Here is a 22,860-nt window from a genome sequence, read left to right on the forward strand (position 1 = left end):
CCGCGGAATCCGCAGGCAGGGCGGGTGGCCCAAAGCCGTTGAGTCGGAGCCGGTGGTCCACCACAAGCGGAGGAGACAGGAGCATGGCCGGCGCGATGCGCAAGATGGCGGTCTACCTCGGCCTCGTGGAGGACGAGACGTACGACGGCCAGGGGTACGACCCCGACGACGACTACGACGCGGACCCCGAGCCGATCCGTACCGGGCAGCGGACCGAGGACATCCCCCGGCCGGCAGCGCCTCCCGCACCCGCCCCGGTCTCCTCGATCACTCCCCAGCCGGTCCCGGCGGCGGTGCCGATCCGGCAGGAGACCCCGAGGATGGCCCCAGTGTCGTCCATCACACCCGAACGCCGCCACAACCTGGAGAAGAGCGCACCGGTGATCATGCCCAAGGTAGTGAACGAACGAGAGCCCTACCGCATCACCACGCTGCACCCCCGAACCTACAACGAGGCCCGTACCATCGGGGAACAGTTCCGCGGCGGCACCCCCGTGATCATGAATCTGACCGAGATGGACGACACGGACGCGAAGCGGCTCGTAGACTTCGCCGCTGGACTCGTCTTCGGTCTGCACGGCAGTATCGAGCGCGTGACACAGAAGGTGTTCCTGCTGTCGCCTGCTAACGTCGATGTCACGGCGGAGGACAAGGCTCGGATCGCCGAGGGTGGGTTCTTCAACCAGAGCTGACCCGGCCACGACTTTACGTGTGGATCTGATCAACAGTGGTTGGCGACAGGTGACGAGCGGCAGGCCCTAGGGCCCGGGACCGGGGAGAGGGAAACGCGATGGACATCGTGTGGGCGGTGCTCTACTACGCCCTGACCGTCTTCCTGGTGTTCCTGCTCGTTCGGCTGGTCATGGACTGGGTCTTCCAGTTCGCGCGTTCGTGGCGGCCCGGCAAGGCCATGGTCCTGGTCCTGGAGGCCACGTACACTGTCACGGATCCGCCGCTCAAGCTTCTTCGGCGGTTCATCCCGCCGTTGCGTTTCGGGGGCGTGGCGCTCGACCTGTCCTTCTTCGTACTGATGATCATTGTGTATGTCCTGATCTCGCTTGTGCACCCCTAGTCGTAGGTGAGCGATGCGACAGGATGCCGGTGTGCCGACGATCACGTTGAGGTGAAGAGATGCCATTGACCCCCGAGGACGTTCGGAACAAGCAGTTCACGACCGTCCGCCTGCGTGAAGGCTATGACGAGGACGAGGTCGATGCCTTCCTCGACGAGGTCGAGGCGGAGCTGACCCGCCTCCTCCGGGAGAACGAGGACCTGCGCGCCAAGCTGGCCGCCGCGACTCGCGCCGCCGCGCAGAACCAGGCCAACATGCGGAAGGAGCCGCCGCAGGACGCCCAGCGTCCGGCCGCTCCCGTCCCGGCCGCCATATCCGGTCCGCCGGTCCCCGGCCAGCAGGGTCCGGGTGGTCCGCAGCAGATGGGCCCCGGCGGTCCGCAGCAGATGGGCCCCGGTATTCCCCAGCAGCAGATGGGCAACCAGCCGCTCGGTCTGCCGTCCGGCGCGCCGCAGCTGCCCGCCGGCCAGGGCGGTCCGATGGGCCCCGGCGGCCCGCAGCAGATGAACCAGACCATGGGCGGTCAGCAGCAGCTGGTCCAGCCGATGGGTGGTCAGATGCTCCAGCCCATGGGCGGTCCCGGTGGCCCGCAGCAGATGGGCAACCCGATGGGCCAGGGCATGGGCCAGCAGCAGCAGATGCAGCCGATGGGCGGCCCCATGGGCGGTCCGCCGCAGCAGATGGGCGGCCCGCTCGGCGGCCCGATGCAGCAGCAGGGCCCTGGTGGCGACAGCGCCGCCCGCGTGCTGGCACTCGCCCAGCAGACCGCCGACCAGGCGATCTCCGAGGCCCGCTCCGAGGCCAACAAGATCGTCGGCGAGGCGCGCAGCCGGGCCGAGGGTCTCGAGCGCGACGCCCGGGCCAAGGCCGACGCCCTGGAGCGGGACGCGCAGGAGAAGCACCGCGTCGCGATGGGGTCGCTGGAGTCCGCGCGGGCCACGCTGGAGCGCAAGGTCGAGGACCTGCGGGCGTTCGAGCGTGAGTACCGCACGCGCCTGAAGTCGTACCTGGAGACCCAGCTGCGTCAGCTGGAGTCGCAGGCCGACGACTCGCTCGCGCCGCCGCGGATCCCCGCCACCGCGTCGCTGCCGCCGGCGGCCTCGTCGATGGCACCGGCCGGGGGCGGGTCGATGGGCTCGGCACCGTCCTTCGGCGGGAACCAGCCGTCGTTCGGCGGCAGCTCGCCGTCCTTCGGCGGGCAGAGCTCCTTCGGCGGGAACGCCCCGGCGCCGAGCTTCGGCGGGCAGGGCGGTGGCAACACCGGTGCGCCGCAGATGCAGCCGGCCGGGATGACCCAGCCGATGGCGGCCGTCCGGCCGCAGCCGCCGCAGCCGATGCAGCAGGCTCCGGCGCCGATGCGGGGCTTCCTGATCGACGAGGACGGCGACAACTGAGGTTGTAGCAGGGCCTTTGAGGGCGTCCCCTTTCTGACCTTCGGGTTGGGGAGGGGCGCTCTCTTTTGTGTTCGGGGGGTGTGGGGGTGGGGGGTTCTGTGGGTGGGGGTGGGCTCTCGGGAGGGTGGGTGGCCGGGGCGGTTCCGGGGGTGGCCGCTCCGGGGGCTGGATGATTTTCCGACTGCCGACTCTGTGGGCTCATGGCCGGGCGCCGTTGGCAGTCTGAAAATCACCCGCAACGCCCCCTTCCGCAGCCACCCCCTCCACCGCCCCTCCCGCAGCGCGTCCCTCTCGCCTGGTCGGGTGGGAGGGGAGGTGGGCGTGGGCGGGCGCGCGAGGCGGAGCGCGCGCGCCCACGGGGGGAGGGGGCATGGGCGGGCGCGCGGGGGTTGCCGCGCGCCTGCGGAGGGGTGGGGGGTTGCTCGCGCGCCCACGGGGAAAGGGAACCGCCGCCCGGCTCTGGGGAGCTGGGCGGCGGCTTGGGTGGGGGGTGGTCAGGCCTTGCGGAGTTGGAAGGCGAGGCCGAGGGATTCGTCGGTGAAGGTTTCGGAGGTCCAGTCGGCTGCGCCGGCGGCGAAGTCGGTGGCGAGGACCTCGTCGGCGACGAGGGGGCCGTGTTCGGCGATGGCCTCGGCGGTCTCCTCCGAGGTGGCGCGCCAGCGGAGGACGATGCGGTCGGCGACGTCCAGGCCGGAGTTCTTGCGGGCCTCCTGGATCTGGCGGATGGCGTCGCGGGCGATGCCGAGGCGCTTCAGCTCCGGGGTGATGGCCAGGTCGAGGGCGACGGTGGCGCCGGACTCGTTGGCGACGGCCCAGCCCTCGCGCGGGGTCTCGGTGATGATCACCTCGTCGGGGGAGAGGGTGATCGTCTCGTCGTTCAGTTCGACGCTGGTCTCGCCGCCGGCGCGGAGTTCGGCGGCCAGGCGGGCGGCGTCGGTGGCGGCGACCGCCTTGGCGACGTCCTGCACGCCCTTGCCGAAGCGCTTGCCCAGCGCACGGAAGTTGGCCTTGGCGGTGGTGTCGACGAGGGAGCCGCCGACCTCGGCGAGGGACTCCAGGGTGGAGACGTTGAGCTCCTCGGCGATCTGCGCGCGCAGGTCGGCGGGCAGCTCCTCCCAGCCCTGGGCGGCGACCAGCGCGCGGGAGAGCGGCTGGCGGGTCTTCACGCCGGACTCGGCGCGGGTGGCCCGGCCCAGCTCGACCAGGCGCCGGACCAGCGCCATGTGCCGGGAGAGCTCGGTGTCGATCAGGGTCTCGTCGGCCTGCGGCCAGGTGGCCAGGTGCACCGAGGCCGGGGCCTCCGGGGCGACCGGGACGACCAGGTCCTGCCAGACCCGCTCGGTGATGAACGGGGTGAGCGGGGCCATCAGGCGGGTGACGGTCTCCAGCGCCTCGTGCAGGGTGGCGAGCGCGGCGGCGTCGCCCTGCCAGAAGCGACGGCGGCCGCGGCGGACGTACCAGTTGGAGAGGTCGTCGACGAAGCCGGAGAGCAGCTTGCCGGCGCGCTGGGTGTCGTACGCCTCGAAGGCCGCGTCGACCTCGCGGACCAGGGTGTTCAGCTCGGAGAGCACCCAGCGGTCCAGCTGCGGGCGGTCGGCCGGGGCCGGGTCGCTCGCCGAGGGGGCCCAGTTCGAGGTGCGGGCGTACAGGGCCTGGAAGGCGACGGTGTTCCAGTAGGTGAGGAGGGTCTTGCGGACCACCTCCTGGATGGTGCCGTGGCCGACCCGGCGGGCCGACCAGGGCGAACCGCCGGCCGCCATGAACCAGCGGACGGCGTCGGCGCCGTGCTGGTCCATCAGCGGGATCGGCTGCAGGATGTTGCCCAGGTGCTTGGACATCTTGCGGCCGTCCTCGGCCAGGATGTGGCCCAGGCAGACGACGTTCTCGTAGCTGTTCTTGTCGAACACCAGGGTGCCGACGGCCATCAGCGTGTAGAACCAGCCGCGGGTCTGGTCGATCGCCTCGGAGATGAACTGCGCCGGGTAGCGCTTCTCGAACAGCTCCTTGTTCTGGTACGGGTAGCCGTACTGGGCGAAGGGCATGGAACCCGAGTCGTACCAGGCGTCGATGACCTCGGGCACGCGGGTGGCGGTGCCGCCGCAGTCGCGGCAGGCGAAGGTGACGTCGTCGATGTACGGGCGGTGCGGGTCGAGGCCGCTCTGGTCGGTGCCGGTGAGCTCGGACAGCTCGGCCAGCGAGCCGACGCAGGTGAGGTGGCCCTCCTGGCAGCGCCAGATCGGCAGCGGGGTGCCCCAGTAGCGGTTGCGGCTGAGCGCCCAGTCGATGTTGTTGTTCAGCCAGTCGCCGAAGCGGCCGTGCTTCACCGTCTCCGGGAACCAGTTGGTGGCCTCGTTCTCGCGGATCAGCGCGTCCTTGACGGCGGTGGTCCGGATGTACCAGGACGGCTGCGCGTAGTAGAGCAGCGCGGTGTGGCAGCGCCAGCAGTGCGGGTAGCTGTGCTCGTACGGCACGTGGCGGAAGAGCAGGTCGCGCTCCTTGAGGTCCGCGACCAGGGCCTCGTCGGCCTTCTTGAAGAACTGGCCGCCGACCAGCGGGACCTCGGGGGCGAAGGTGCCGTCGCCGAGCACCGGGTTGACCACCGGCAGGCCGTACTTGCGGCAGGTCGTGAGGTCGTCCGCGCCGAAGGCGGGGGACTGGTGGACGATGCCGGTGCCGTCCTCGGTGGTGACGTAGTCGGCGTTGAGGACGTAGTGGGCGTTCTCGATCTCGACCAGGTCGAACGGGCGGCGGTAGGCCCAGCGCTCCATTTCGGCGCCGGTGAAGGACTCGCCCGTGGTCTCCCAGCCCTCGCCGAGCGCCTTGGCGACCAGCGGCTCGGCGACGACCAGCTTCTCGTCCCCGTCGGTGGCCACCACGTAGGTGACCTCCGGGTGGACGGCGGCGGCGGTGTTGGAGACCAGGGTCCACGGAGTGGTGGTCCAGACCAGCAGGGCGGCCTGGCCGGCCAGCGGGCCGCTGGTGAGCGGGAAGCGGACGTAGACCGAGGGGTCGACGACGGTCTCGTATCCCTGGGCCAGCTCGTGGTCGGACAGGCCGGTGCCGCAGCGCGGGCACCACGGGGCGACCCGGTGGTCCTGGACCAGCAGGCCCTTGTCGAAGATCTGCTTGAGCGACCACCAGACGGACTGGACGTACGACGGGTCCATCGTCCGGTAGGCCTCGTCGAGGTCGACCCAGTACCCCATGCGGGTGGTCAGCTCGGTGAAGGCGTCGGTGTGGCGGGTCACCGAGTCGCGGCACTTGGCGTTGAACTCGGCGATGCCGTACGCCTCGATGTCCTGCTTGCCGGAGAAGCCCAGCTCCTTCTCGACGGCGAGCTCGACCGGGAGGCCGTGGCAGTCCCAGCCGGCCTTGCGGGCGACGTGGTAGCCCTTCATCGTCCGGTAGCGCGGGAAGACGTCCTTGAAGACGCGGGCCTCGATGTGGTGGGCGCCGGGCATGCCGTTGGCGGTCGGCGGGCCCTCGTAGAACACCCACTCGGGGCGGCCCTCGGACTGCTCCAGGCTGCGCTGGAAGATCTTGTTGTCCTGCCAGAAGGAGAGGATCTGGTGCTCGAGGGCGGGGAGATCGACCTGTGCGGGGACGGGGTGATAAAGAGGGGCCGCGCGCAGCGCGTCGTCGGAAGGGTGGTGGTGGGTGACGGGTTGGGAGCTCATCGCGGGCGTCTACCTCCGGCGGATGCTGGGACTGGATCCTCCGGAGGGACGAGACGGACCAGCCGCCCCGCGGTACCACCCTCCTTGGCCGCGGTGCTGCGTTGCGGCCCTCTTGTTTGGGCTTGCTGCCGGGTCTAGTGGGCCGCCGCGGGCTGCGCGGTGGCCGTTCTTCCGGCGGCTCCGGGGTGATCTTCCCGCCGTGCACACCCCCGGGCTCGCACCGTCCCCGGGTCGCTGGTGGCTGCGTACGTCGGTACTCGTCCCCATCTGCGCCTTGCAGGGCCAGTGTATCGGCCGGGCGAGACGGTTTGTCCAAAGGGATTCGGGGGAGTGGGTCCGGGGGTGGTATCCGGGCAGGTCGACGGGGGCGGTTAGGCGGGGGTGAGGTGGGCACAAGTCTGTCAGCGCGCGGGGCGTGGCGGTTGGGGCGGCTGCCTGGGTGGGATCATCGCGAGGCGCCGGTATGTCATGTTGTTACCGGTTTTCATCGGGATTATCGTTCCGGCACTGGAAGCCGCCGGGAACCGGCGGCTCGATTCGTTCGTAGATGGGGTCGAAGCCATGGCTGAGAAGGCAACCGGCGCGGGTACCGCCACCAAGCGGGCACGCAAGGCCGTGGCGGCCGATCCAGGGGAGGGGACCGTGACCACTACCGCACCTCAGAAGACCAGCACCGACACCGACACCGTCACCGTGCCGCGCGGAGCCGAGTCGGTCGACCCGGCCACCCTGCCCGTGCGGCCGGGCGAGGACGCCTGGACCTCGGACGAGGTCCACGAACTGCACGACGAGCTGATCAGCGACCTGGAGCGGCTGCGCGGCGAGATCGACGCCGCCGACGCCGCCATCGCCGGGCTGATGCGCGACTCCAACGACGGAGCCGGCGACGACCAGGTGGACGCCGGTACGAAGAACATCTCGCGGGAGAGCGAGCTGGCCCTCGCCAACAACGCCCGGGACAGCCTCGCCCAGACGGAGCGCGCCCTGGAGCGGCTGGAGGGCGTCGGCTTCGGCATCTGCGAGTCCTGCGGACAGGCCATCGGCAAGGCCCGGATGCAGGCCTTCCCCCGCGCCACGCTGTGCGTGCAGTGCAAGGCCAAGCAGGAACGCCGCTGAACCCGGGCGCCGACCGGACGACCGACCGCGCCACCGGGGCGACGCGGGGGGTCGGGCTTGCCGTACGCTCGACCCCGTAACGTCGCCTGACCCGTCAGTAGGAACGCGGTCGGGCCCTCACCGGCTCACATCGGCAGCGGAGCGGATCATCAGTACGCAAGGTTCCCCCCAGACCAAGGACGACGTCGTCCCGAACCCCGCCGATGGCGTGGAGGCGGCCGTGGCCCACCCTGAGGAGTCGACGGGGCCCGTGGAGCCGACGGGGTCGGCGGAGGCCGGCGACGCGGCGCCGGCGAGCGGCGCCACGGCGGTGGACGAGCCCAAGGGCCGCCGTCGGGTCGGGGTGCTGCTGGCCGTCGCCGTGCTCGCCTTCCTGATCGACCTCGGCAGCAAGCTGCTGGTCGTCGCCAAGCTGGAGAACCACGCGGCGATCAAGGTGATCGGCGACGTCGTCACCTTGCAGGTGATCCGCAACTCCGGTGCCGCCTTCGGCATGGGGCAGGCGCTGACCGTCGTTTTCACGATGATCGCCGCGGCCGTCATCGTGGTGATCTGGCGGATCGCCCGTCGGCTGTACAGCCTCCCGTGGGCGATCGCGCTCGGGCTGCTGCTCGGCGGCGCCCTCGGCAACCTCACCGACCGGCTGTTCCGCGCGCCGGGCGTCTTCCGCGGGCACGTCGTGGACTTCATCTCGGTCCAGCACTTCGCGGTGTTCAACCTCGCCGACTCGGCGATCGTCTGCGGCGGCATCCTCGTGGTGCTGCTCTCCTTCCGCGGCAGCAACCCGGACGGGAGCGTGCACCAGCAGGTGGAGAAGGGCGAGAAGTAGGGCCCGGTTCCGGGCGAGGCGGCGCGCGGGCGGGGTGGGGCCGGGTTTCCGGCATACTCGTACGGGTGAGTACCGCAGCGCAGAACCGCAGCCTCCCCGTACCCGACGGCCTGGAGGGCGAGCGTCTCGACGCCGCCCTCGCCCGGATGTTCGGTTTCTCCCGGACCAAGGCCGCCGAGTTGGCCGCCGAGGGCAAGGTGACGCTCGACGGCGCCGTGGCCGGCAAGTCGGACCGGGTGACCGCCGGTTCCTGGCTGGAGGTCGAGATCCCCGCCCCCGCCGCCCCGGTGCAGATCGTGGCCGAGCCGGTCGACGGCATGCGGATCATCCACGACGACGAGGACATCGTGCTGGTCGACAAGCCGGTCGGCGTCGCCGCCCACCCGAGCCCCGGCTGGACCGGCCCCACCGTCATCGGCGGGCTCGCCGCGGCCGGCTACCGGATCTCGACGTCCGGTGCCGCCGAGCGCCAGGGCATCGTGCACCGGCTGGACGTCGGCACCTCGGGGCTGATGGTCGTCGCCAAGTCCGAGCGCGCCTACACCGACCTCAAGCGGCAGTTCCACGACCGGGTCACGGACAAGCGCTACCACACGCTGGTCCAGGGGCACCCGGACCCGCTGAGCGGCACCGTCGACGCGCCGATCGGGCGCCACCCCAGCTCGGACTGGAAGTGGGCGGTGACCCGCGACGGCAAGCCGTCGGTCACCCACTACGACCTGATCGAGGCGTACCGGGCGGCCTCGCTGATGGCCATCAAGCTGGAGACCGGGCGCACCCACCAGATCCGCGTCCACATGTCCGCGCTGCGGCACCCCTGCGTGGGCGACCTGACGTACGGCGCCGACCCGACGCTGGCGAAGCGGCTCGGGCTGACCCGGCAGTGGCTGCACGCCGTCTCGCTCGGCTTCGAGCACCCGTCGGACGGGCAGTGGGTCGAGTTCAGCAGCGAGTACCCGGCCGACCTGCAGAAGGCGCTGGACATCATCGCTTCGGAGAGCTGAGGAGAGCCGGGATGACGGTCTCCGTGCGGGTCGCCGAGGGGGAGGCGGACCTGGAGCTGGTGCGGGCGGTGCGGCGCGAGGTGTTCGTCGTCGAGCAGAACGTGCCGGAGGAGCTGGAGTACGACGAGTACGACGCCACCTCGGTGCACGTGCTGGCCGTGGACGCGGACGGGGGTGCGCTGGGGACCGGGCGGCTGATCTTCGGCGACGAGGCCCTCAAGCTGACCGGGGGCGTCGAGGGGCGGGTGCTGCTCGGGCGGCTCGCGGTCCTGGCGGCGGCCCGGGGGACGGGGCTCGGGGTGGAACTGGTCCGGGCGATCGAGGCGGCCGGACGTGAGCGCGGCGGCGTCGAGGTCGAGTTGCACGCGCAGGTGCAGGCGCTCGGGTTCTACGAGCGGCTGGGGTACGTGGCGGAGGGGGCGGTGTACGAGGATGCCGGGATTCCGCATCGGACGATGACGAGGGTTTTGTAGCTGCTGGGATGCGGGGCCGGGTTTCGGCCTTCCGCTTCGCGCAGTTCCCCGCGCCCCTTTCGCTTTCGGGGCGCGGGGATTTTTGTTTGGGGGGAGGGAGCTGAGGGGTGTGGGGGGGGTGGGGTCAGGTGTCGGTGGTGCGGAGGCGGGGGAGGGCGTGGGGGTGTTCGTCGCGTAGGTGGGCGATGAGGTGTTCGCGGATGTCGAAGCGGAGTTGGGCGCCGTCTCGTGGCGGCGGAGCAGCGCCCGGACCGGGGCCTCCGGGTGGCCGGCGCTGATCCGCTGGAGGGCCTGGTCGACGATCCAGCCGATCGCCAGGGGGGCGGCGGTGGTGGCGAGCAGGGTGATCAGCGGCCAGAGCGCGGGGACCTTCTCGGGATGTTCTCGGGACGGGGCAGAGCCGGGTGAGCCCGTACGATACCGGGGTTGACCGGGGCGAACCGGGCGAAAAGGGCTGGTGGCCTTATCGGACGCCTACCCGGGCGACGGATACGATCAGCCCCCATGGAGTTCGGTGGGGCATGGCGCCGGTGGCGCGGCCGGGGCACGTCGGTGCGGCGCAGGGTGCTGGCCGGGGCGGTGGCCCTGGTGGCGGTCGCCGGGGTCGGTACGGCGACGGTGGCGTCCGGCGGTGAGCAGGCGGTTCATCAAGAGGATCGTTTCCTCAGCATGCCGGAGACGCCCGGCAGCACCCAGCAGGTCCAGCTGGACACCTCGTTCTTCACCACCGGCACCAGCCCGCGACCGGCGGTGCTGCTCGCGCACGGCTTCGGCGGCTCGAAGGAGGGCGAGCGGGACCGCGCCCAGCAGCTGGCCCGGCAGGGCTACGCGGTGCTGACCTGGTCGGCGCGCGGCTTCGGGCACTCGGGCGGGAAGATCGGCCTGAACGCGCCGGACCGCGAGGTCGAGGACGTCAAGCACTTGGTGGACTGGCTGGCCCAGCGCCCCGAGGTGAAGCTCGACGGGCCCGGCGACCCGCGGGTCGGCATCACCGGGGCCTCGTACGGCGGGGCGATCTCGCTGCTGGCCTCGGCGTACGACCACCGGATCGACGCGGTGGCCACCCAGATCACCTGGTGGAACCTGGCCGACGCGCTGTTCCCGCAGGGGGTGGAGGGCTCGGGCGCGGCGGACGGCGTGTTCAAGAAGCTGTGGGCCGGGATCTTCTTCACCACCGGCTCGGCAGGGGACCTCGGGCCCTCGGGCGGTGCGCCGCGCGGCGGGGCGAAGCCGGACGCGAGTGTGGCGGACGGACAGGTCGGGTGCGGGCGGTTCCTGGAGTCGCTCTGCCAGATGTACGACCGGGTCGCGACCGCCGGGCACGCCGACCCGGAGGCCGTGGCGCTGCTGGACAAGTCGAGCCCGTCCTCGGTGGCGGCGCAGCTCAAGGCGCCCACCCTGGTGGTGCAGGGGCAGCAGGACTCGCTGTTCCCGCTCGACCAGGGCGACCAGATCGCCCGGGCGGTGGCGGCCAACGGCGCGCCGGTCTCGATGGACTGGTTCGCGGGCGGGCACGACGGCGGGACGGACACCAGCGCCCGGGTCGACGACCGGGTCACCGCCTGGTTCGACCACTACTTGAAGGGACTCGGCAACGACACCGGTCCCGGGTTCCGGGTGACCCGGACCGGCGGGGTCGACTCGACCGGCTTCCAGGCCGTGCTGCGCGGCGCCGACGCCGACCGGTACCCGGGGCTCGGCGGCACCGGGACGCGGTCCGTCGAGCTGGCGGGCGGGGAGAGGCCCGTCGCCAATCCGCCCGGCGGGGCGCCGCCGGGGATCTCCACGCTGCCGGGGATCGGTGCGCTGAGCCAGGCGGCCTCGCTCGGGGCCGGGCTGTCGCTGGACTTCCCCGGGCAGAACGCCGCCTTCGACTCGGCGCCGCTTGACACGCCGCTGCACCTGACCGGGCAGCCGACCGTGCCGGTGCGGGTGAAGGCGGACCGGCCGGACGCGGTGCTGTTCGCGAAGCTGTACGACGTCGGGCCGGACGGCAAGGCGGTGCTGCCGCAGCAGCTCGCCGCTCCGCTGCGGGTGACGGGCGCGGACGAGGGGAAGACGGTGACGGTCCGGCTGCCGGCCGTGGACCACGACTTCCCGGCCGGGCACCGGCTGCGGCTGGTGCTGGCGTCCACCGACCTGGCGTACGCCTCGCCGAACGAGCCGGCCACCTACCGGGTGGCCGTGGCCGGGCCGCTCACCGCGCCGACGGTGGCGGAGCTGGTCACGGAGGCGGCGCCGCTGCCCGCGCGGACCTGGATGCTGCCGGTGGCCGCCGTACTGGTGGCCGCCGGGCTGGTGCTGGTGCCGGCGGTGCGGCGGCGGCGTGCGGAGGCGGTCGGTGGGGCGGCCGGTCCGGAGTTCGATCCGGCGCTGGCCGGGGTGCCGCTGCAGATCAGCGGGCTGAGCAAGCGCTACAGGGGCGCTCAGGACCGGTACGCCGTGCGGGAGTTGGGCTTCCGGGTGGAGCGGGGCCAGGTGCTCGGCCTGCTCGGGCCGAACGGTGCGGGCAAGACCACCACGCTGCGGATGCTGATGGGCCTGATCCGGCCGGACGCCGGGGAGATCCGGGTCTTCGGGCACCTGATCCGCCCCGGAGCGCCGGTGCTCTCGCGGGTCGGGGCCTTCGTCGAGGGCGCGGGCTTCCTGCCGCACCTCACCGGGCGGGCCAATCTGCGGCTGTACTGGTCGGCCACCGGGCGGCCGGAGGCCGACGCGCGCTTCGACGAGGCGTTGGCGATCGCCGGGCTCGGCGAGGCGCTCGACCGCGCGGTGCGGACGTACTCGCAGGGCATGCGGCAGCGGCTCGCCATCGCGCAGGCGATGCTCGGGATGCCGGACCTGCTGATCCTGGACGAGCCGACCAACGGGCTGGACCCGCCGCAGATCCGGGAGATGCGCGAGGTGATGATCCGGTACGCGGCGGGCGGGCGGACCGTCATCGTCTCCAGTCACCTGCTGGCGGAGGTCGAGCAGAGCTGTACCGACCTGGTGGTGATGGACCGCGGGCGGCTGGTGACGGCCGGGCCGGTCGGCGAGATCGTGGGCGCCGGGGAGCTGCTGATGATCGGGGTGGCCGCGTCCTGCGACCCGGAGTCGGTGGTGGAGAAGGTCGGTGCGCTGGCCGGGGTCGGCTCGGCGCAGGCCGTCGAGGGCGGGCTGCTGGTCCGGCTGGACGGGCTCGCGGCGAGCGAACTGCTGGCGGAGCTGGTGCGGCTGGGGGTGCCGGTGGAGAGTGCCGGGCCGCAGCGGCGGTTGGAGGACGCGTTCCTGTCGTTGATCGGAGGTGCGGCGTGAGTGTGGGTACGACGGATCGGGTCCCGTCGGGGGACCGTGACTCGGGGGGCCGTGACTCGGCGGGCCAAGACTCGGGGGACCGCGCTTCGGCGGACCACGCCGAGGGGTACCGGGCGAGCCGGACGCTCCCGCTGTGGGTGGAGGCGATGCGGCAGTTGCGCCGGCGCCGCACCCTGGTGATCGGTGCCGTGCTGGCCGCGCTGCCGTTCGTCATCCTGGCGGCGTTCCAGCTCGGCGGCACCCCGGGGCGTCCGGACCGGACCACCTTCATCGACCTGGCCACCGCCTCGGGGGCCAACTTCGCCGTCACCATGCTGTTCGTGGGCACCGGCTTCATGCTGGTGATCCCGGTCGCGCTGTTCTGCGGTGACACCGTGGCCTCGGAGGCCAGCTGGTCCTCGCTGCGCTACCTGCTGGCCGCGCCGGTGCCGCGGGCGAGGCTGCTGGCCCGCAAGTTCGCGGTGGGGCTGGTGTTCTCGGCGGTGGCGATCGTCATGCTGCCCGCGATCGGACTGGTCGTGGGGACGGCGGCGTACGGCTGGGGGGACCTGAAGCTGCCCGCCGGGGCGAGCCTGCCGGCCGGGGAGGCGCTGCCCCGGATCGCGGTCGCGGTGGCGTTCGTGTTCCTGAGTGAACTGGTGATCGCCGCGCTGGCGTTCTGGCTGTCGACGGCGACGGACGCGCCGCTGGGGGCGGTCGGCGGGGCGGTGTTCGTGTCGATCATCACCGGGGTGCTGGACGCGGTCACGGCGCTGGGTGATCTGCGCGAGTGGCTGCCGGCGCACTGGCAGTACGCCTGGGCGGACGCCCTGCAGCCGCAGCTGGAGTGGGGCGGCATGCTGCAGGGGGTCTCGCTGTCGCTGTCGTACGCGGTGGTGCTGTTGGCGTTGGCGTTCCGCGGGTTCGCGCGCAAGGACGTGGTGTCGTAGCGGGAGCGGGCCCGCTCGGGGCGATCGGGCTCAGGGGAGCGCGGGGCTCGGCGCGGTGCTCCCGGACAGGGCGGTGAAGAGCAGTCGCCACAGCGGTTCCCCGCCGGGGGCGCCGGTGCCGGTGTGGTCTGGGCGTTCGGCGGTGGTCAGCAGTCCCCGGATCACGATCAGCAGCAACTCGGCGACCAGCGGCGGGCAGTGGTCGGGGAAGCCGTTGTCGCGCTGGGCGCGGCGGACCAGGTTCGTCAGGGCGCCGTGCATCTCGGTGAGGACGTCGGAGCGGGCCGGAGCCAGGTCGGGGTGGTGGACGGCGAGCCGGAGCGCGGCCCGTAACCGTACGTCCGAGCGCAGCCGGTCGGCGAAGCCCACCACCACGCCTTCGAGCACATCGGCGGGGGCGGCGCCCGGGGTGTCGTGGACGGCCCGCAGGTTCGTCCAGGCGTGCCGGGACTCCTCGATCAGGGCCCCGGCGAGCGACCGCTTCGACGGGAAGTGGGCGTAGAGCGCGCCCTTGGTCATGCCGATGCGCTCGGCCACCGTGTTCAGCGTGGTGCTGTCGTAGCCCTGGGCGGCGAAGGCCTCGGCCGCGGCCGTGAGGACCTTCTCCCGGGTGCGTCGCGCTCGCTCCTGCTTGGCCATGTTCCTGCCCTTCGTCGTTCCCCCGTCGCTGCCGAGGGTTCATACGTACCATCGGGATGGAATGTTGTTGCAAAGCCTGCTCGCGGGGACGGGGACGGCGCGGGTGAACCGTCAGGCCGGGTCGGTCACTTCGCGCCTGGTGGCGAGGACCACCAGGCCGCCGAGGAGGGCGAGGCCCAGCAGGACGGCGGCGAAGACGGTGGTGCCGCTGGTCAGGCCCACGGCGTCGCTGAGGTAGCCGGCCGAGACGGGCAGCAGGCCGGCCGGGAGGTAACCGCCCACGTTGAGCGCGGCGTTGGCCTCGGCGAGGCGCTGCGGCGGGATGCCGGCGTTGAGCAGCGACAGGCCGCCGAGCTGGCCCATGCCCTGGCCGGCGCCGGCCAGCAGGGCGGCGAGGATGAGCACCGCCACCGCCTCGGTGTGCACGGCGACGACCAGGGTGACCGTGCTCAGCGCGGTGGCCGCCGCGCCGGCGGTCAGGATGGTGCGGCGGCGCAGCTTCTGTACGGCGAACTGCACCCCGGTGGCGGCGAGGAACATCACGAAGGCCATGGCGCCGGCGACGATCCGGTCGGTGGTGCCGAGCAGACCGGAGAGCAGCGAGGGACCGAGCGAGAGGACGAACGAAGTGGCGGTGATGCCGGGCGCGAACACCGCGATGCCGAGGGCGAGTTGACGGCTGTTGCCGCGCGGGACGCCGGGCACCCGGACCCACCCGCCCTGGCCGCGGCGCTCGGGGCGGCGCACCGGCATCCGCAGGACGACCAGCACCGCGCCGGCCAGGACCACGGCCTCGACGACGAAGACGGTGGTGGTCGGCGCGGGCGCCAGCTCGGAGAGCACGCCGGCCAGCAGCGGGCCGAGGCCGGCGCCGAAGACCATCGCGCAGGAGGCCAGCAGGGCGGCGATCCGCTTGCGTTCGGGCCCGGCCACGTCGGTGACCGCGGCCATGCCGGCCGAGACCACCGCGCCGACCGCGATGCCGGTGAACAGCCGGGCCACGATCAGGGCGGCGACGCTGGTGGCGGTTCCGAAGATCAGGCAGGCGGCCAGGCCGAGCGCCAGGGCGGGCAGCAGGACGGGCTTGCGGCCGACCCGGTCGGAGACCACGCCGGAAACCAGCAGCGAGCCGATCAGGCCGACGATGTAGAAGGCGAACACCACGGTCAGGGTGCCCTTGGAGAAACCGATGTCGCGTTGCCACAGCACGTAGAGGGGTGTGGCGGCGTTGGAGAGCACGAAGACGGCGGTGACCGGCCAGGCGGCCAGCCAGATCCACCACAGTGGGGTGGCGGCGGCGCGGCCCGCGGCCGGCTTCGGCGTGGCGGGCTTCGGTGTGGCGGCCTGGACGGGGGCGGTCCGGGTGACGGACATGACTGTTCCCTCCCGAGGTGTGCTGCGAGGTCCCGCAGCAGTACGAGTCGAGTCGAACATAGCATGCAGTACGATTGGAGTCGTACTGATAGCTGAGGCCGGGTCACCGAGTCGTGGAGATCCGTGGAGCCTTGGAAGCGCGAGGAGTTGAGGAGTCGTCCATGTCCGTGACCACGACCGGTGCGCCCGCCATCAAGGTGCTCCCCGAACCGTCCGACCTGCCCGGGCCGCTGCCCGAGCCGGGCATCGAGGAGCTGCGCCTGGAGACCGTGCTCGGCGCGCTCAGCGACCCGCTGCGGCTGACCATCGTCCGCAAGCTGCTGCTGGAGTCCGAGGACTTCGACCACTCCTGCGGCTGGTTCGGGCTCGACCGGCCCAAGTCCTCGCTCACCCACCACTTCAAGGCGCTGCGGGAGGCGGGGATCACGCGCCAGCGCCAGTACGGACTGGAGCGGCGCAGCCACGTGCGGGTCGAGGACCTCAACGCCCGCTTCCCCGGGCTGCTCGAGCTGGTGGCCGCCTGGACCCCGCGGGACTGACGCGCCTCGGGCGGGGCTTCGGGGCGGGGCTTCGGGGTGGGCGGGGCTTCGGGCGGGGTGCGGGATCATGGGTGGGTATCCCTGACCTCGTTCGCCGAAGGACCCCCATCGTGGCCCAGATCGTCCTCTTCCACTCCGCCCACGGCCTGAGCCCGGCCGTGCACGCCGCCGCCGACCGGCTGCGCGCCGCCGGGCACACCGTGCACGCGCCGGACCTGTTCGAGGGGCGCACCTTCGACGACGCCGAGGCCTCCCAGGCCTACCAGGAGGAGGCTGGCGGCGGGGACGAGCTGCTGCGCCGCGCGGTGACCGTCTCCGCCCCGCTGTCCGAGGCCGGGCTGGTGTACGCCGGGTTCGGGCTCGGCGGCGCGATCGCGCAGAACCTGGCGCTGGCGGACGAGAAGGCGCGCGGGCTGCTGCTCCTGCACGGCACCTCGGACCTGCGCGAGGACGCGGTGACCGGGATCCCGGTGCAGCTGCACATGGCGGAGCCGGACCCGTACGAGCCGGAGGACTGGCTGAACGCCTGGTACCTGCGGATGCGGCGGGCGGGCGCGGAGGTCGAGGTGCACCGCTACCAGGGCGCCGGGCACCTGTTCACCGACCCGGACCTGGACGACTACGACGCGGAGGCGGCGGAGCGGGCCTGGGCGGCGGCGCTGGACTTCCTCGCCGACCTGGAGGGGTAGTGGGGGCCCGTGCCGTGGCCCGGTCCTACGGGCGGGCCGGGCCGCGACGCGGGAGGGTCTGGCTGTAGACGACGCTGGTGGTGGTGGAACCGAAGCCGGCGAGCGAGTCCACCAGGGTCTCCAGGTGCTCCATGGAGGTCGCGGCGACCTTGAGGGTGTAGCAGTCGTCGCCGGTGGTGCGCAGGCACTCCAGGATCTCGCGGCGCTGGGCGAGCAGCTGGTGCAGCGGCTGGTGGCGGTTGCCCGGGTACTTCAGGCGGACGACGGCGAGCACCGGGTAGCCGACCTTGGCCAGGTCGACGGTGGCGTGGTAGCCCGTGATGACGCCCAGCGACTCCAGGCTCCGCACCCGCTCGGTGGTGGCGGACGGGCTGAGGTTGACGCGCCGGCCCAGCTCGCTGAGGGAGATCCGGGCCTCCTGCTGGAGCTGGTCGATGATCGCCCAGTCGGTGTCGTCGAGATTCGCGGCCATCCGGCGATATTACCGGGAGATTCGCGGCGAGGCGCGGCTCACGCCGGGAGGATCGGGTTCCGTGCGGGATGTGCCCGGGAATAGCCTCGGGGCATGCAACTTGGCGTCAACGTACCGAACTTCGGGCCCGGTACCGATCCCGGCGTGCTGCGCGACTGGGCGCGGGTGGTGGAGGGCCTGGGGTTCGACCTGCTGATGGTGTCGGATCACGTCGCCGTGACGGCGGACGTGGCCGAGCGCTACCCGGAACCGTTCTACGACCCCTTCACGACGCTGTCCTGGCTGGCGGGGGTGGGCGACGGGCGGCTTCGGCTGGGCACGACGGTGCTGGTGCTGCCGTACCGGAACCCGCTGCTGGTGGCGCGGATGGCGAGCACCCTGCACCGGCTCAGCGGCGGGCGGTTCGTGCTCGGCGTCGGAGTGGGCTGGGCGCGGCAGGAGTTCGAGGCGCTCGGGGTGCCGTTCGGCGCGCGGGGGCGGCTGACGGACGAGTACCTGGGGGCGGTCCGGGCGGCCTGGGCCGAGCAGGGCGAGGGCGCCGCCGCGCCGGTGTGGGTCGGCGGGCACAGCGAGGCGGCGATCCGACGGGCGGTCGCGTTCGGTGACGCCTGGCACCCGCTGCGGCTGCCGGTGGCGCGGATGCGGTCGGTGCTGGAGAACCATGCCCTGCCCGGGTTCGCGCCGCGGATCGCACTGCGGTTGACGGACGGGGCGCCGGACGGCCCGGACCGGCCCGCCGGGGTCGGGAACCTCCAACAGGTGGTGGCTGACCTGCGGGAACTGCGCGGGCTCGGCGCCGAGGCCGTGGTGCTGGACCCGTACCACGCGGACCCGGAGGAGACCCGGCGGCCCGAGACCGCCTGGCGGGCCCTGGCGGCGGTCGCCGAGGCGTGGAGGAGGACGGCGTGATCACGACTGCCGACGAGGCGCTGCTGCGGCGCGCGATCGGGATCGCGGCGCGGGCCGTGGAACTCGGCGACGCACCGTACGGCTCGCTGCTGGCCGGACCGGACGGGACGGTGCTGGCCGAGGCGCACAACACCGTCCGGCGCGACGACGACATCACGGCGCACCCGGAGCTGAAGCTCGCCCGCTGGGCCGCCCGGGTGCTGGACGAGGAGGCGGCCGCCCGGGCCACCCTCTACACCAGCTGCCAGCCCTGCGGCATGTGCGCGGGGGCGCTGGTCCGCTCGGGGATCGGGCGGGTGGTGTACGCGCTCGCGACCGAGCAACTGGTCGAGCTCAACCCGGCCTCGGGGGCCTGGCCGGTGGTGGCACAGGACGGACCGGCGCTGTTCGAGGAGGCGCGCGGGCCGATCGAGGCGTACTACCAAGGGGGTTGAGCCGGGCCGACGGGGCGCACGCGGGGACGCCCCGTCGGCTGCGCCCCGCCGGGCCGGTGCTCGGCGGGGCGAAGTGCTGCGGGGGTGGGTCCGGTCAGCGGTCGTCGGAGGGGGCGGTGCTCGGCGCGCCGGTGCCGGTCCCGGTGCTGCTCGGGTTGGGCTTGGGGGTCGGGTCGGGGATGTCGGCCATCGGCAGGGACTGCTTGGGCGTGCCGCGCAGGGCGTCGTTCATGGCGTCCCGCCAGATCGGCCCGGGGCCGGTGGCGCCGAACACCTCGGGGTAGTAGTCCCCGTTGATGTAGATGTCGCGCATCTCGACGCCGCCGGCTGGGCCACCGAGCCAGACGGAGGTGGCCAGCTGCGGGGTGTAGCCGCTGAACCAGGCGGCCTTCTTGTGGTCCGAGGTGCCGGTCTTGCCGGCGATCTGCCGGCCGTCCTTCAGGTTGAGCGCGGCGCCGGTGCCCTTGTCTTCGGTCACGCCGTTCAGGACGGTGTTCATCGCCTGCGCCGTCTCGTCGGAGAGGATCTTCTCGCAGTGGCCGGCCGGGACGGGCAAGTCCTTGCCGTCCACGGTGGTGATCCTGCTGATGGCGACCGGGGCGCAGTGGGTGCCCTCGGCGGCGAAGGTCGCGTAGACGTTCGCCATGGTCAGCGGGCTCATCTCCTCGACGCCCAGGGCCATCGAGGGCACCTCCTCCAGTGGCTTGCCGCTGGCCTTGGTGGTGATGCCGAACTTGTTGGCCATCTGCTTGACCGCGCAGAGGCCGATCTCCTGCTCCATCTCCACGAAGTAGGTGTTCACCGAGAGGGCCATCGCCATCTTGAGCTGGTACGGGCCCTTCTCGTTCGCGGATTCGTTGGGCACCATCACCTTCGGCCGGGCCTCGTTGCGCCACGTCCCGTTGCAGGTCTTCATCGTCGGGTACGGCATCTGGTTCGGCGCGTCGTACTGCTGGGTCGGCGACAGGCCCGCCTCCAGGGCCGCGGCCGCGACGATCGGCTTGAAGGTGGAGCCGGGCTGGAAGCCGGTGCCGCCGCCCATCGACAGGTCGACGTTGAGGTTGACGACGGTCTGGTTCTTCTCCGTCACCAGGCCGTACGGGCGGGTCTGGGCCATGGCGAGGATCTTGCCGGTGCCGGGCTCGACCATGGTGGCGGCGGCGGAGACGCTGTCGGTGACCTTCACGTCGTTGCTCACCGCGTTCTGGGCGGCGGCCTGCTTGTCCGGGTCGAGGGTGGTGTAGATGTTCAGGCCGCCGGTGTCCCACAGCTTCTTGCGATCGTCGGCGTTCTTGCCGAAGGCCGGGTCCTGCTTGACCACGTGGCGGACGTAGTCGCAGAAGAAGCCCATGCCGGCCTTGGCGGTGATGCAGCCGTTCTGCGGGTCCTTGTACTTCAGGCCCAGCGGGGCGGCCTTCGCCTCCTTCGCCTGGTCGGCGGTGATGTGCTTGTTCTCCAGCATCTTGTCGATGACGGTGTCCCGGCGCTTCTGCGCGGCCTGCGGGTGCAGCTTCGGGTCGTACTGGGTCGGGTTCTGGACCAGGCCGGCGAGGGTGGCGGCCTCGGCGATGGTCAGGTCCTTGTTGCTCTTGCTGAAGTAGCGCTGGGAGGCGGCCTCCACGCCGTACGCGCCGTTCCCGTAGTACGTGATGTTGAGGTAGTTGGTGAGGATCTGCTCCTTGGGCAGTTCCTCCTCCAGCCTGATCGCGACCTTGAGCTCCTGGATCTTGCGGCCCAGGGTCTTGCGCTGGGCCTCCAGGACGGCGTTCTTGTCTTCGCCGGCCTTCTCCACGTTGACGTTCTTCACGTACTGCTGGGTCAGGGTGGAGGCGCCCTGGGCGGCGGTGCCGCTCTCCGCGTTCTTGCTCAGTGCGCGCAGGACGCCCTTGAGGTCGACGGCGCCGTGCTCGTAGAAGCGGGCGTCCTCGATGTCGACCTGGGCGTGCCGCATGTACGGCGACATCTGGTCGGGAGTGAGGACGGTGCGGTCGCGCTCGTAGACCTTCGCGATCAGGCCGCCCTTGGCGTCGAAGATCTGGGTGGCCTGGGTGAGCGGCGGGGTCTTGAAGTCGTCGGGAATGTCGTCGAAGCCCTCCGCCGTGCTCTTGGCGGTCAGTCCGATGCCGCCGGCGACGGGCAGGGCGAGGCCCGCCAGCAGCACGCCGGACACGACGCTCACACCGATGAAGGTCGCGCCGAAGCGGACGAGCCGGAGCGGCGACCTGCGGGGAGGACGGGGATCGGTGGCGTCGGAGGAATTCACTATCGGACGGGGATTCGATTCCATTCCGGAATGCTAACCGTTGGTCCTCGCTGGGCGAACGATTTTTCGGGGCTTGTTGTCACGGGCGTGCAACAGGTTTCTCGGGCGGCTTTGGATTGGTCTGGTTGTATACGAACTTCACGAATGGGAAGAATTCTGAATTCTGCTGAATGTGCACTCCGTGAGGCCCCCCTCGAGTGCGCGCCCCTTCCCCCTCTGCGCTCCTGACATCCCTTTGATGCGGTGAGGGGGGCGAAAGGTTGCGCGTCTTCGGTGGAGCGGGTGGGCTCAGCGGGGTCGGGCGATGCGGGCGGTGCCGGCGTCCGGGTCGATGCCGGTGCGGGGTGGGGCGCCGGAGTGGTCGTCGTCGCGGAGGGTGAGCCGGGCCTGGGGTGCGGCACGATGGGGGGCGTGGGAGAGCGGAGATACGAGCACGCGCCGGCGGGGACGCTGGCGGGGTTGTTGCAGCGCGGGCGGGGCCTGGGTGCGGTGATGGCGGCGGAGGATCCGGGGGCGGCTGCCGAGTTGGTGTACGGCTGCGTCCGGTGGGAGTGGCGCTGGGATTCGCAGGTGGACGACCGCCACCTGTACCTGGCGAGGCTGATCCGGGACCTGGAGCTGCCGCTCGGGCCGGTGGTCGAGGTGCTGGCCGGTGGTGAGGACGCGTGCGGGCGGGCCGCCCGGGTGCTGGAGTTGCTGGCGCTCAGTGGATCGGTGGAGGCCCGGGAGGCCCTGCGGGCGTACATCCGGGACGGTGAGCACCGGTTCGACGTCCTGGAGTCGGTGGCGGAGGCCTGGCCGTGGGAGTGGTGGGGCGATCTGGAGGAGGTCGTCCGGGACCGGTCGAGCGGGGCGGAAGCCGAGCCGGCGGGTGTGGCTGAACAGCCGGATCCGATGGCCGAGTTGGCGAGCGGTGCGCTGTTGGAGCTGCTGGCCGACCCCGAGGAGCCGGATCGCCGGAAGGTCGGCGCACTGTGCGTGCTGTTCGGGCGGGAGTCGGAGGTTGGGATCGTCCCCCTCGTTCCGTCCCTGGGCACGGCCGATGGCAGGTATCCGCTGCCGCGGCTGCCCGGCGTGATCCGCAAGCTCGGCGCCCTCGCGATGCCGGCCGCCCGGGAGTGGGCCGCCTCGAAGGCCCGCTGGCTGGCCTGGGAAGGCCTCGCGGTGCTGGCCGAGCAGGGCGAGGAGCAGGACGTCCCGACGCTCGTCGCCGAGCTGGAGCAGGACTGGGTGGATCGGGTTTGGTGCGGCCCCGACCGCATGGCCCGTGGGCTGGCGCGGTTCGGCCCCGGGGCGGCCGAGGCGGTGTCGCTGCTGCGCCGGTTCTGGTTGTGGACGCCGCACTCGTACGAGCGGGCCGCGTACCTCGAGGCGCTGGCGGCGATGGGGTCGGCCGGGATGGATCAGGCGTACACGGAGTCGCTCTGGGACTGCGAGGCCGACGCGCGCCTCCTGGGGGTCGAGCACGCTCCTGATGGGCCCGAGGTGAGGCGGCGGCTGGCCTACCTCCGGGACGATCCGATCGAGGAGCCGGAGGTCAAGAACGCGGCCGAGGCGCGGCTGGCCGGCCTCGCCGATCCGGGGTGAGTCCCTCCGGGGTGAGGCGGGCTAGAGTGGACGCGTGAACGTGTGAGTGATGGTCCGGACCCCGTGAGGTGTTCCGGGCCACCTCCATTTCCAGGGGAATACTCCTGTGACCTGCACGTTCGCCGGCCCACCAGATCAGCACCAGAGCCTCCGGAGGCCCCGC

Annotated in this window: 20 protein-coding genes; 14 read left to right on the forward strand and 6 right to left on the reverse strand. The window is 72.1% G+C overall.

Translation table 11 applies throughout. The features are described from left to right. Positions 1 to 83: 83 nt before the first annotated feature. From O1G21_RS27940 to O1G21_RS27950, 3 genes are all read left to right on the forward strand, one after another. Positions 84 to 692, forward strand: coding sequence for a cell division protein SepF (locus O1G21_RS27940; protein ID WP_270147526.1), 609 nt, complete (start codon positions 84 to 86; stop codon positions 690 to 692). A gap of 98 nt (positions 693 to 790) precedes the next feature. Next, complete coding sequence (locus O1G21_RS27945; protein WP_030282903.1) at positions 791 to 1,072, forward strand: YggT family protein; 282 nt, start codon at positions 791 to 793, stop codon at positions 1,070 to 1,072. Positions 1,073 to 1,131: 59 nt separating this feature from the next. After that, on the forward strand, positions 1,132 to 2,466 hold the full coding sequence (locus tag O1G21_RS27950) for a DivIVA domain-containing protein (RefSeq protein WP_270147530.1): 1,335 nt from the start codon (positions 1,132 to 1,134) through the stop codon (positions 2,464 to 2,466). Between the two features lie 494 nt (positions 2,467 to 2,960). Here the strand turns inward: O1G21_RS27950 and ileS are convergent, their stop codons facing one another. Next, entirely contained in the window at positions 2,961 to 6,143 is a 3,183-nt protein-coding gene (gene ileS, locus O1G21_RS27955; protein ID WP_270147532.1) for an isoleucine--tRNA ligase, read from the reverse strand. Between the two features lie 561 nt (positions 6,144 to 6,704). Between ileS and O1G21_RS27960 the strand changes: the two genes are divergently transcribed. The 6 genes from O1G21_RS27960 (at position 6,705) to O1G21_RS27985 (ending at position 13,791) form a co-directional block, all read left to right on the forward strand. Then, entirely contained in the window at positions 6,705 to 7,259 is a 555-nt protein-coding gene (locus O1G21_RS27960) for a TraR/DksA family transcriptional regulator (protein ID WP_270147533.1), read from the forward strand. Positions 7,260 to 7,404: 145 nt separating this feature from the next. Continuing rightward, the gene (lspA, locus tag O1G21_RS27965) at positions 7,405 to 8,088 is read left to right on the forward strand and encodes a signal peptidase II (protein ID WP_270151302.1); all 684 of its coding nucleotides are present in this window, start codon (positions 7,405 to 7,407) and stop codon (positions 8,086 to 8,088) included. Positions 8,089 to 8,153: 65 nt separating this feature from the next. Further along, complete coding sequence (locus O1G21_RS27970) at positions 8,154 to 9,092, forward strand: RluA family pseudouridine synthase (RefSeq protein ID WP_270147534.1); 939 nt, start codon at positions 8,154 to 8,156, stop codon at positions 9,090 to 9,092. 11 nt (positions 9,093 to 9,103) lie between these two features. Further along, entirely contained in the window at positions 9,104 to 9,565 is a 462-nt protein-coding gene (locus O1G21_RS27975; RefSeq protein WP_270147535.1) for a GNAT family N-acetyltransferase, read from the forward strand. Between the two features lie 504 nt (positions 9,566 to 10,069). Further along, positions 10,070 to 12,862: an alpha/beta fold hydrolase gene (locus O1G21_RS27980; protein WP_270147536.1), complete on the forward strand. Its 2,793-nt coding sequence runs from the start codon at positions 10,070 to 10,072 to the stop codon at positions 12,860 to 12,862. 146 nt (positions 12,863 to 13,008) lie between these two features. Then, complete coding sequence (locus tag O1G21_RS27985; protein ID WP_333493500.1) at positions 13,009 to 13,791, forward strand: ABC transporter permease; 783 nt, start codon at positions 13,009 to 13,011, stop codon at positions 13,789 to 13,791. Positions 13,792 to 13,821: 30 nt separating this feature from the next. Here O1G21_RS27985 and O1G21_RS27990 read toward each other — a convergent pair whose 3' ends face one another. Both O1G21_RS27990 and O1G21_RS27995 read right to left on the reverse strand, forming a co-directional pair. Further along, complete coding sequence (locus tag O1G21_RS27990; protein WP_270147538.1) at positions 13,822 to 14,430, reverse strand: TetR/AcrR family transcriptional regulator; 609 nt, start codon at positions 14,428 to 14,430, stop codon at positions 13,822 to 13,824. 111 nt (positions 14,431 to 14,541) lie between these two features. Continuing rightward, positions 14,542 to 15,804 carry an MFS transporter gene (locus O1G21_RS27995; RefSeq protein WP_270147541.1) on the reverse strand — a complete coding sequence of 421 codons (1,263 nt, stop codon included), beginning with the start codon at positions 15,802 to 15,804 and terminating at the stop codon, positions 14,542 to 14,544. Positions 15,805 to 15,965: 161 nt separating this feature from the next. On the opposite strand from O1G21_RS27995, the gene O1G21_RS28000 reads away from it, so the two are divergent. Both O1G21_RS28000 and O1G21_RS28005 read left to right on the forward strand, forming a co-directional pair. After that, positions 15,966 to 16,343: an ArsR/SmtB family transcription factor gene (locus O1G21_RS28000; RefSeq protein WP_270147544.1), complete on the forward strand. Its 378-nt coding sequence runs from the start codon at positions 15,966 to 15,968 to the stop codon at positions 16,341 to 16,343. Between the two features lie 110 nt (positions 16,344 to 16,453). Beyond that, positions 16,454 to 17,032 (forward strand): dienelactone hydrolase family protein, encoded by a 579-nt coding sequence (locus tag O1G21_RS28005; RefSeq protein ID WP_270147545.1) that lies wholly within the window; start codon positions 16,454 to 16,456, stop codon positions 17,030 to 17,032. 25 nt (positions 17,033 to 17,057) lie between these two features. Here O1G21_RS28005 and O1G21_RS28010 read toward each other — a convergent pair whose 3' ends face one another. Beyond that, positions 17,058 to 17,504, reverse strand: a complete 447-nt coding sequence (locus O1G21_RS28010) for an Lrp/AsnC family transcriptional regulator (protein ID WP_270147546.1) — start codon at positions 17,502 to 17,504, stop codon at positions 17,058 to 17,060. Positions 17,505 to 17,597: 93 nt separating this feature from the next. On the opposite strand from O1G21_RS28010, the gene O1G21_RS28015 reads away from it, so the two are divergent. Then, positions 17,598 to 18,413 (forward strand): LLM class flavin-dependent oxidoreductase, encoded by an 816-nt coding sequence (locus O1G21_RS28015; RefSeq protein WP_270147548.1) that lies wholly within the window; start codon positions 17,598 to 17,600, stop codon positions 18,411 to 18,413. Then, a complete protein-coding gene (locus O1G21_RS28020) occupies positions 18,410 to 18,847 on the forward strand; it encodes a nucleoside deaminase (RefSeq protein ID WP_270147550.1) in 438 nt (145 codons plus the stop codon). The genes O1G21_RS28015 and O1G21_RS28020 overlap by 4 nt, the downstream gene beginning before the upstream one ends. Positions 18,848 to 18,941: 94 nt before the next feature. Here O1G21_RS28020 and O1G21_RS28025 read toward each other — a convergent pair whose 3' ends face one another. Both O1G21_RS28025 and O1G21_RS41835 read right to left on the reverse strand, forming a co-directional pair. Next, positions 18,942 to 21,026, reverse strand: a complete 2,085-nt coding sequence (locus O1G21_RS28025) for a transglycosylase domain-containing protein (RefSeq protein ID WP_270147552.1) — start codon at positions 21,024 to 21,026, stop codon at positions 18,942 to 18,944. Positions 21,027 to 21,398: 372 nt separating this feature from the next. After that, a complete protein-coding gene (locus tag O1G21_RS41835) occupies positions 21,399 to 21,545 on the reverse strand; it encodes a DUF6191 domain-containing protein (protein ID WP_405000723.1) in 147 nt (48 codons plus the stop codon). On the opposite strand from O1G21_RS41835, the gene O1G21_RS28030 reads away from it, so the two are divergent. After that, positions 21,522 to 22,697 (forward strand): hypothetical protein, encoded by a 1,176-nt coding sequence (locus O1G21_RS28030; protein WP_270147554.1) that lies wholly within the window; start codon positions 21,522 to 21,524, stop codon positions 22,695 to 22,697. The genes O1G21_RS41835 and O1G21_RS28030 overlap by 24 nt on opposite strands. The last annotated feature ends 163 nt before the right edge of the window (positions 22,698 to 22,860 follow it).

Origin of the sequence: Kitasatospora cathayae (assembly GCF_027627435.1) — a bacterium.
GTDB lineage: Bacteria > Actinomycetota > Actinomycetes > Streptomycetales > Streptomycetaceae > Kitasatospora > Kitasatospora cathayae.

Bases quoted from the DNA above. Each gene is read 5' to 3' on its own strand.
- O1G21_RS27945 (WP_030282903.1), top strand. From the start codon at position 791: ATGGACATCGTGTGGGCGGTGCTCTACTACGCCCTGACCGTCTTCCTG.
- O1G21_RS27990 (WP_270147538.1), bottom strand. From the start codon at position 14,430: ATGGCCAAGCAGGAGCGAGCGCGACGCACCCGGGAGAAGGTCCTCACG.
- O1G21_RS27995 (WP_270147541.1), bottom strand. From the start codon at position 15,804: ATGTCCGTCACCCGGACCGCCCCCGTCCAGGCCGCCACACCGAAGCCC.
- O1G21_RS27950 (WP_270147530.1), top strand. From the start codon at position 1,132: ATGCCATTGACCCCCGAGGACGTTCGGAACAAGCAGTTCACGACCGTC.
- O1G21_RS28000 (WP_270147544.1), top strand. From the start codon at position 15,966: ATGTCCGTGACCACGACCGGTGCGCCCGCCATCAAGGTGCTCCCCGAA.
- O1G21_RS27940 (WP_270147526.1), top strand. From the start codon at position 84: ATGGCCGGCGCGATGCGCAAGATGGCGGTCTACCTCGGCCTCGTGGAG.
- ileS (WP_270147532.1), bottom strand. From the start codon at position 6,143: ATGAGCTCCCAACCCGTCACCCACCACCACCCTTCCGACGACGCGCTG.
- O1G21_RS27980 (WP_270147536.1), top strand. From the start codon at position 10,070: ATGGAGTTCGGTGGGGCATGGCGCCGGTGGCGCGGCCGGGGCACGTCG.
- O1G21_RS28010 (WP_270147546.1), bottom strand. From the start codon at position 17,504: ATGGCCGCGAATCTCGACGACACCGACTGGGCGATCATCGACCAGCTC.
- O1G21_RS27975 (WP_270147535.1), top strand. From the start codon at position 9,104: ATGACGGTCTCCGTGCGGGTCGCCGAGGGGGAGGCGGACCTGGAGCTG.
- O1G21_RS27960 (WP_270147533.1), top strand. From the start codon at position 6,705: ATGGCTGAGAAGGCAACCGGCGCGGGTACCGCCACCAAGCGGGCACGC.
- O1G21_RS28015 (WP_270147548.1), top strand. From the start codon at position 17,598: ATGCAACTTGGCGTCAACGTACCGAACTTCGGGCCCGGTACCGATCCC.
- O1G21_RS27985 (WP_333493500.1), top strand. From the start codon at position 13,009: ATGCGGCAGTTGCGCCGGCGCCGCACCCTGGTGATCGGTGCCGTGCTG.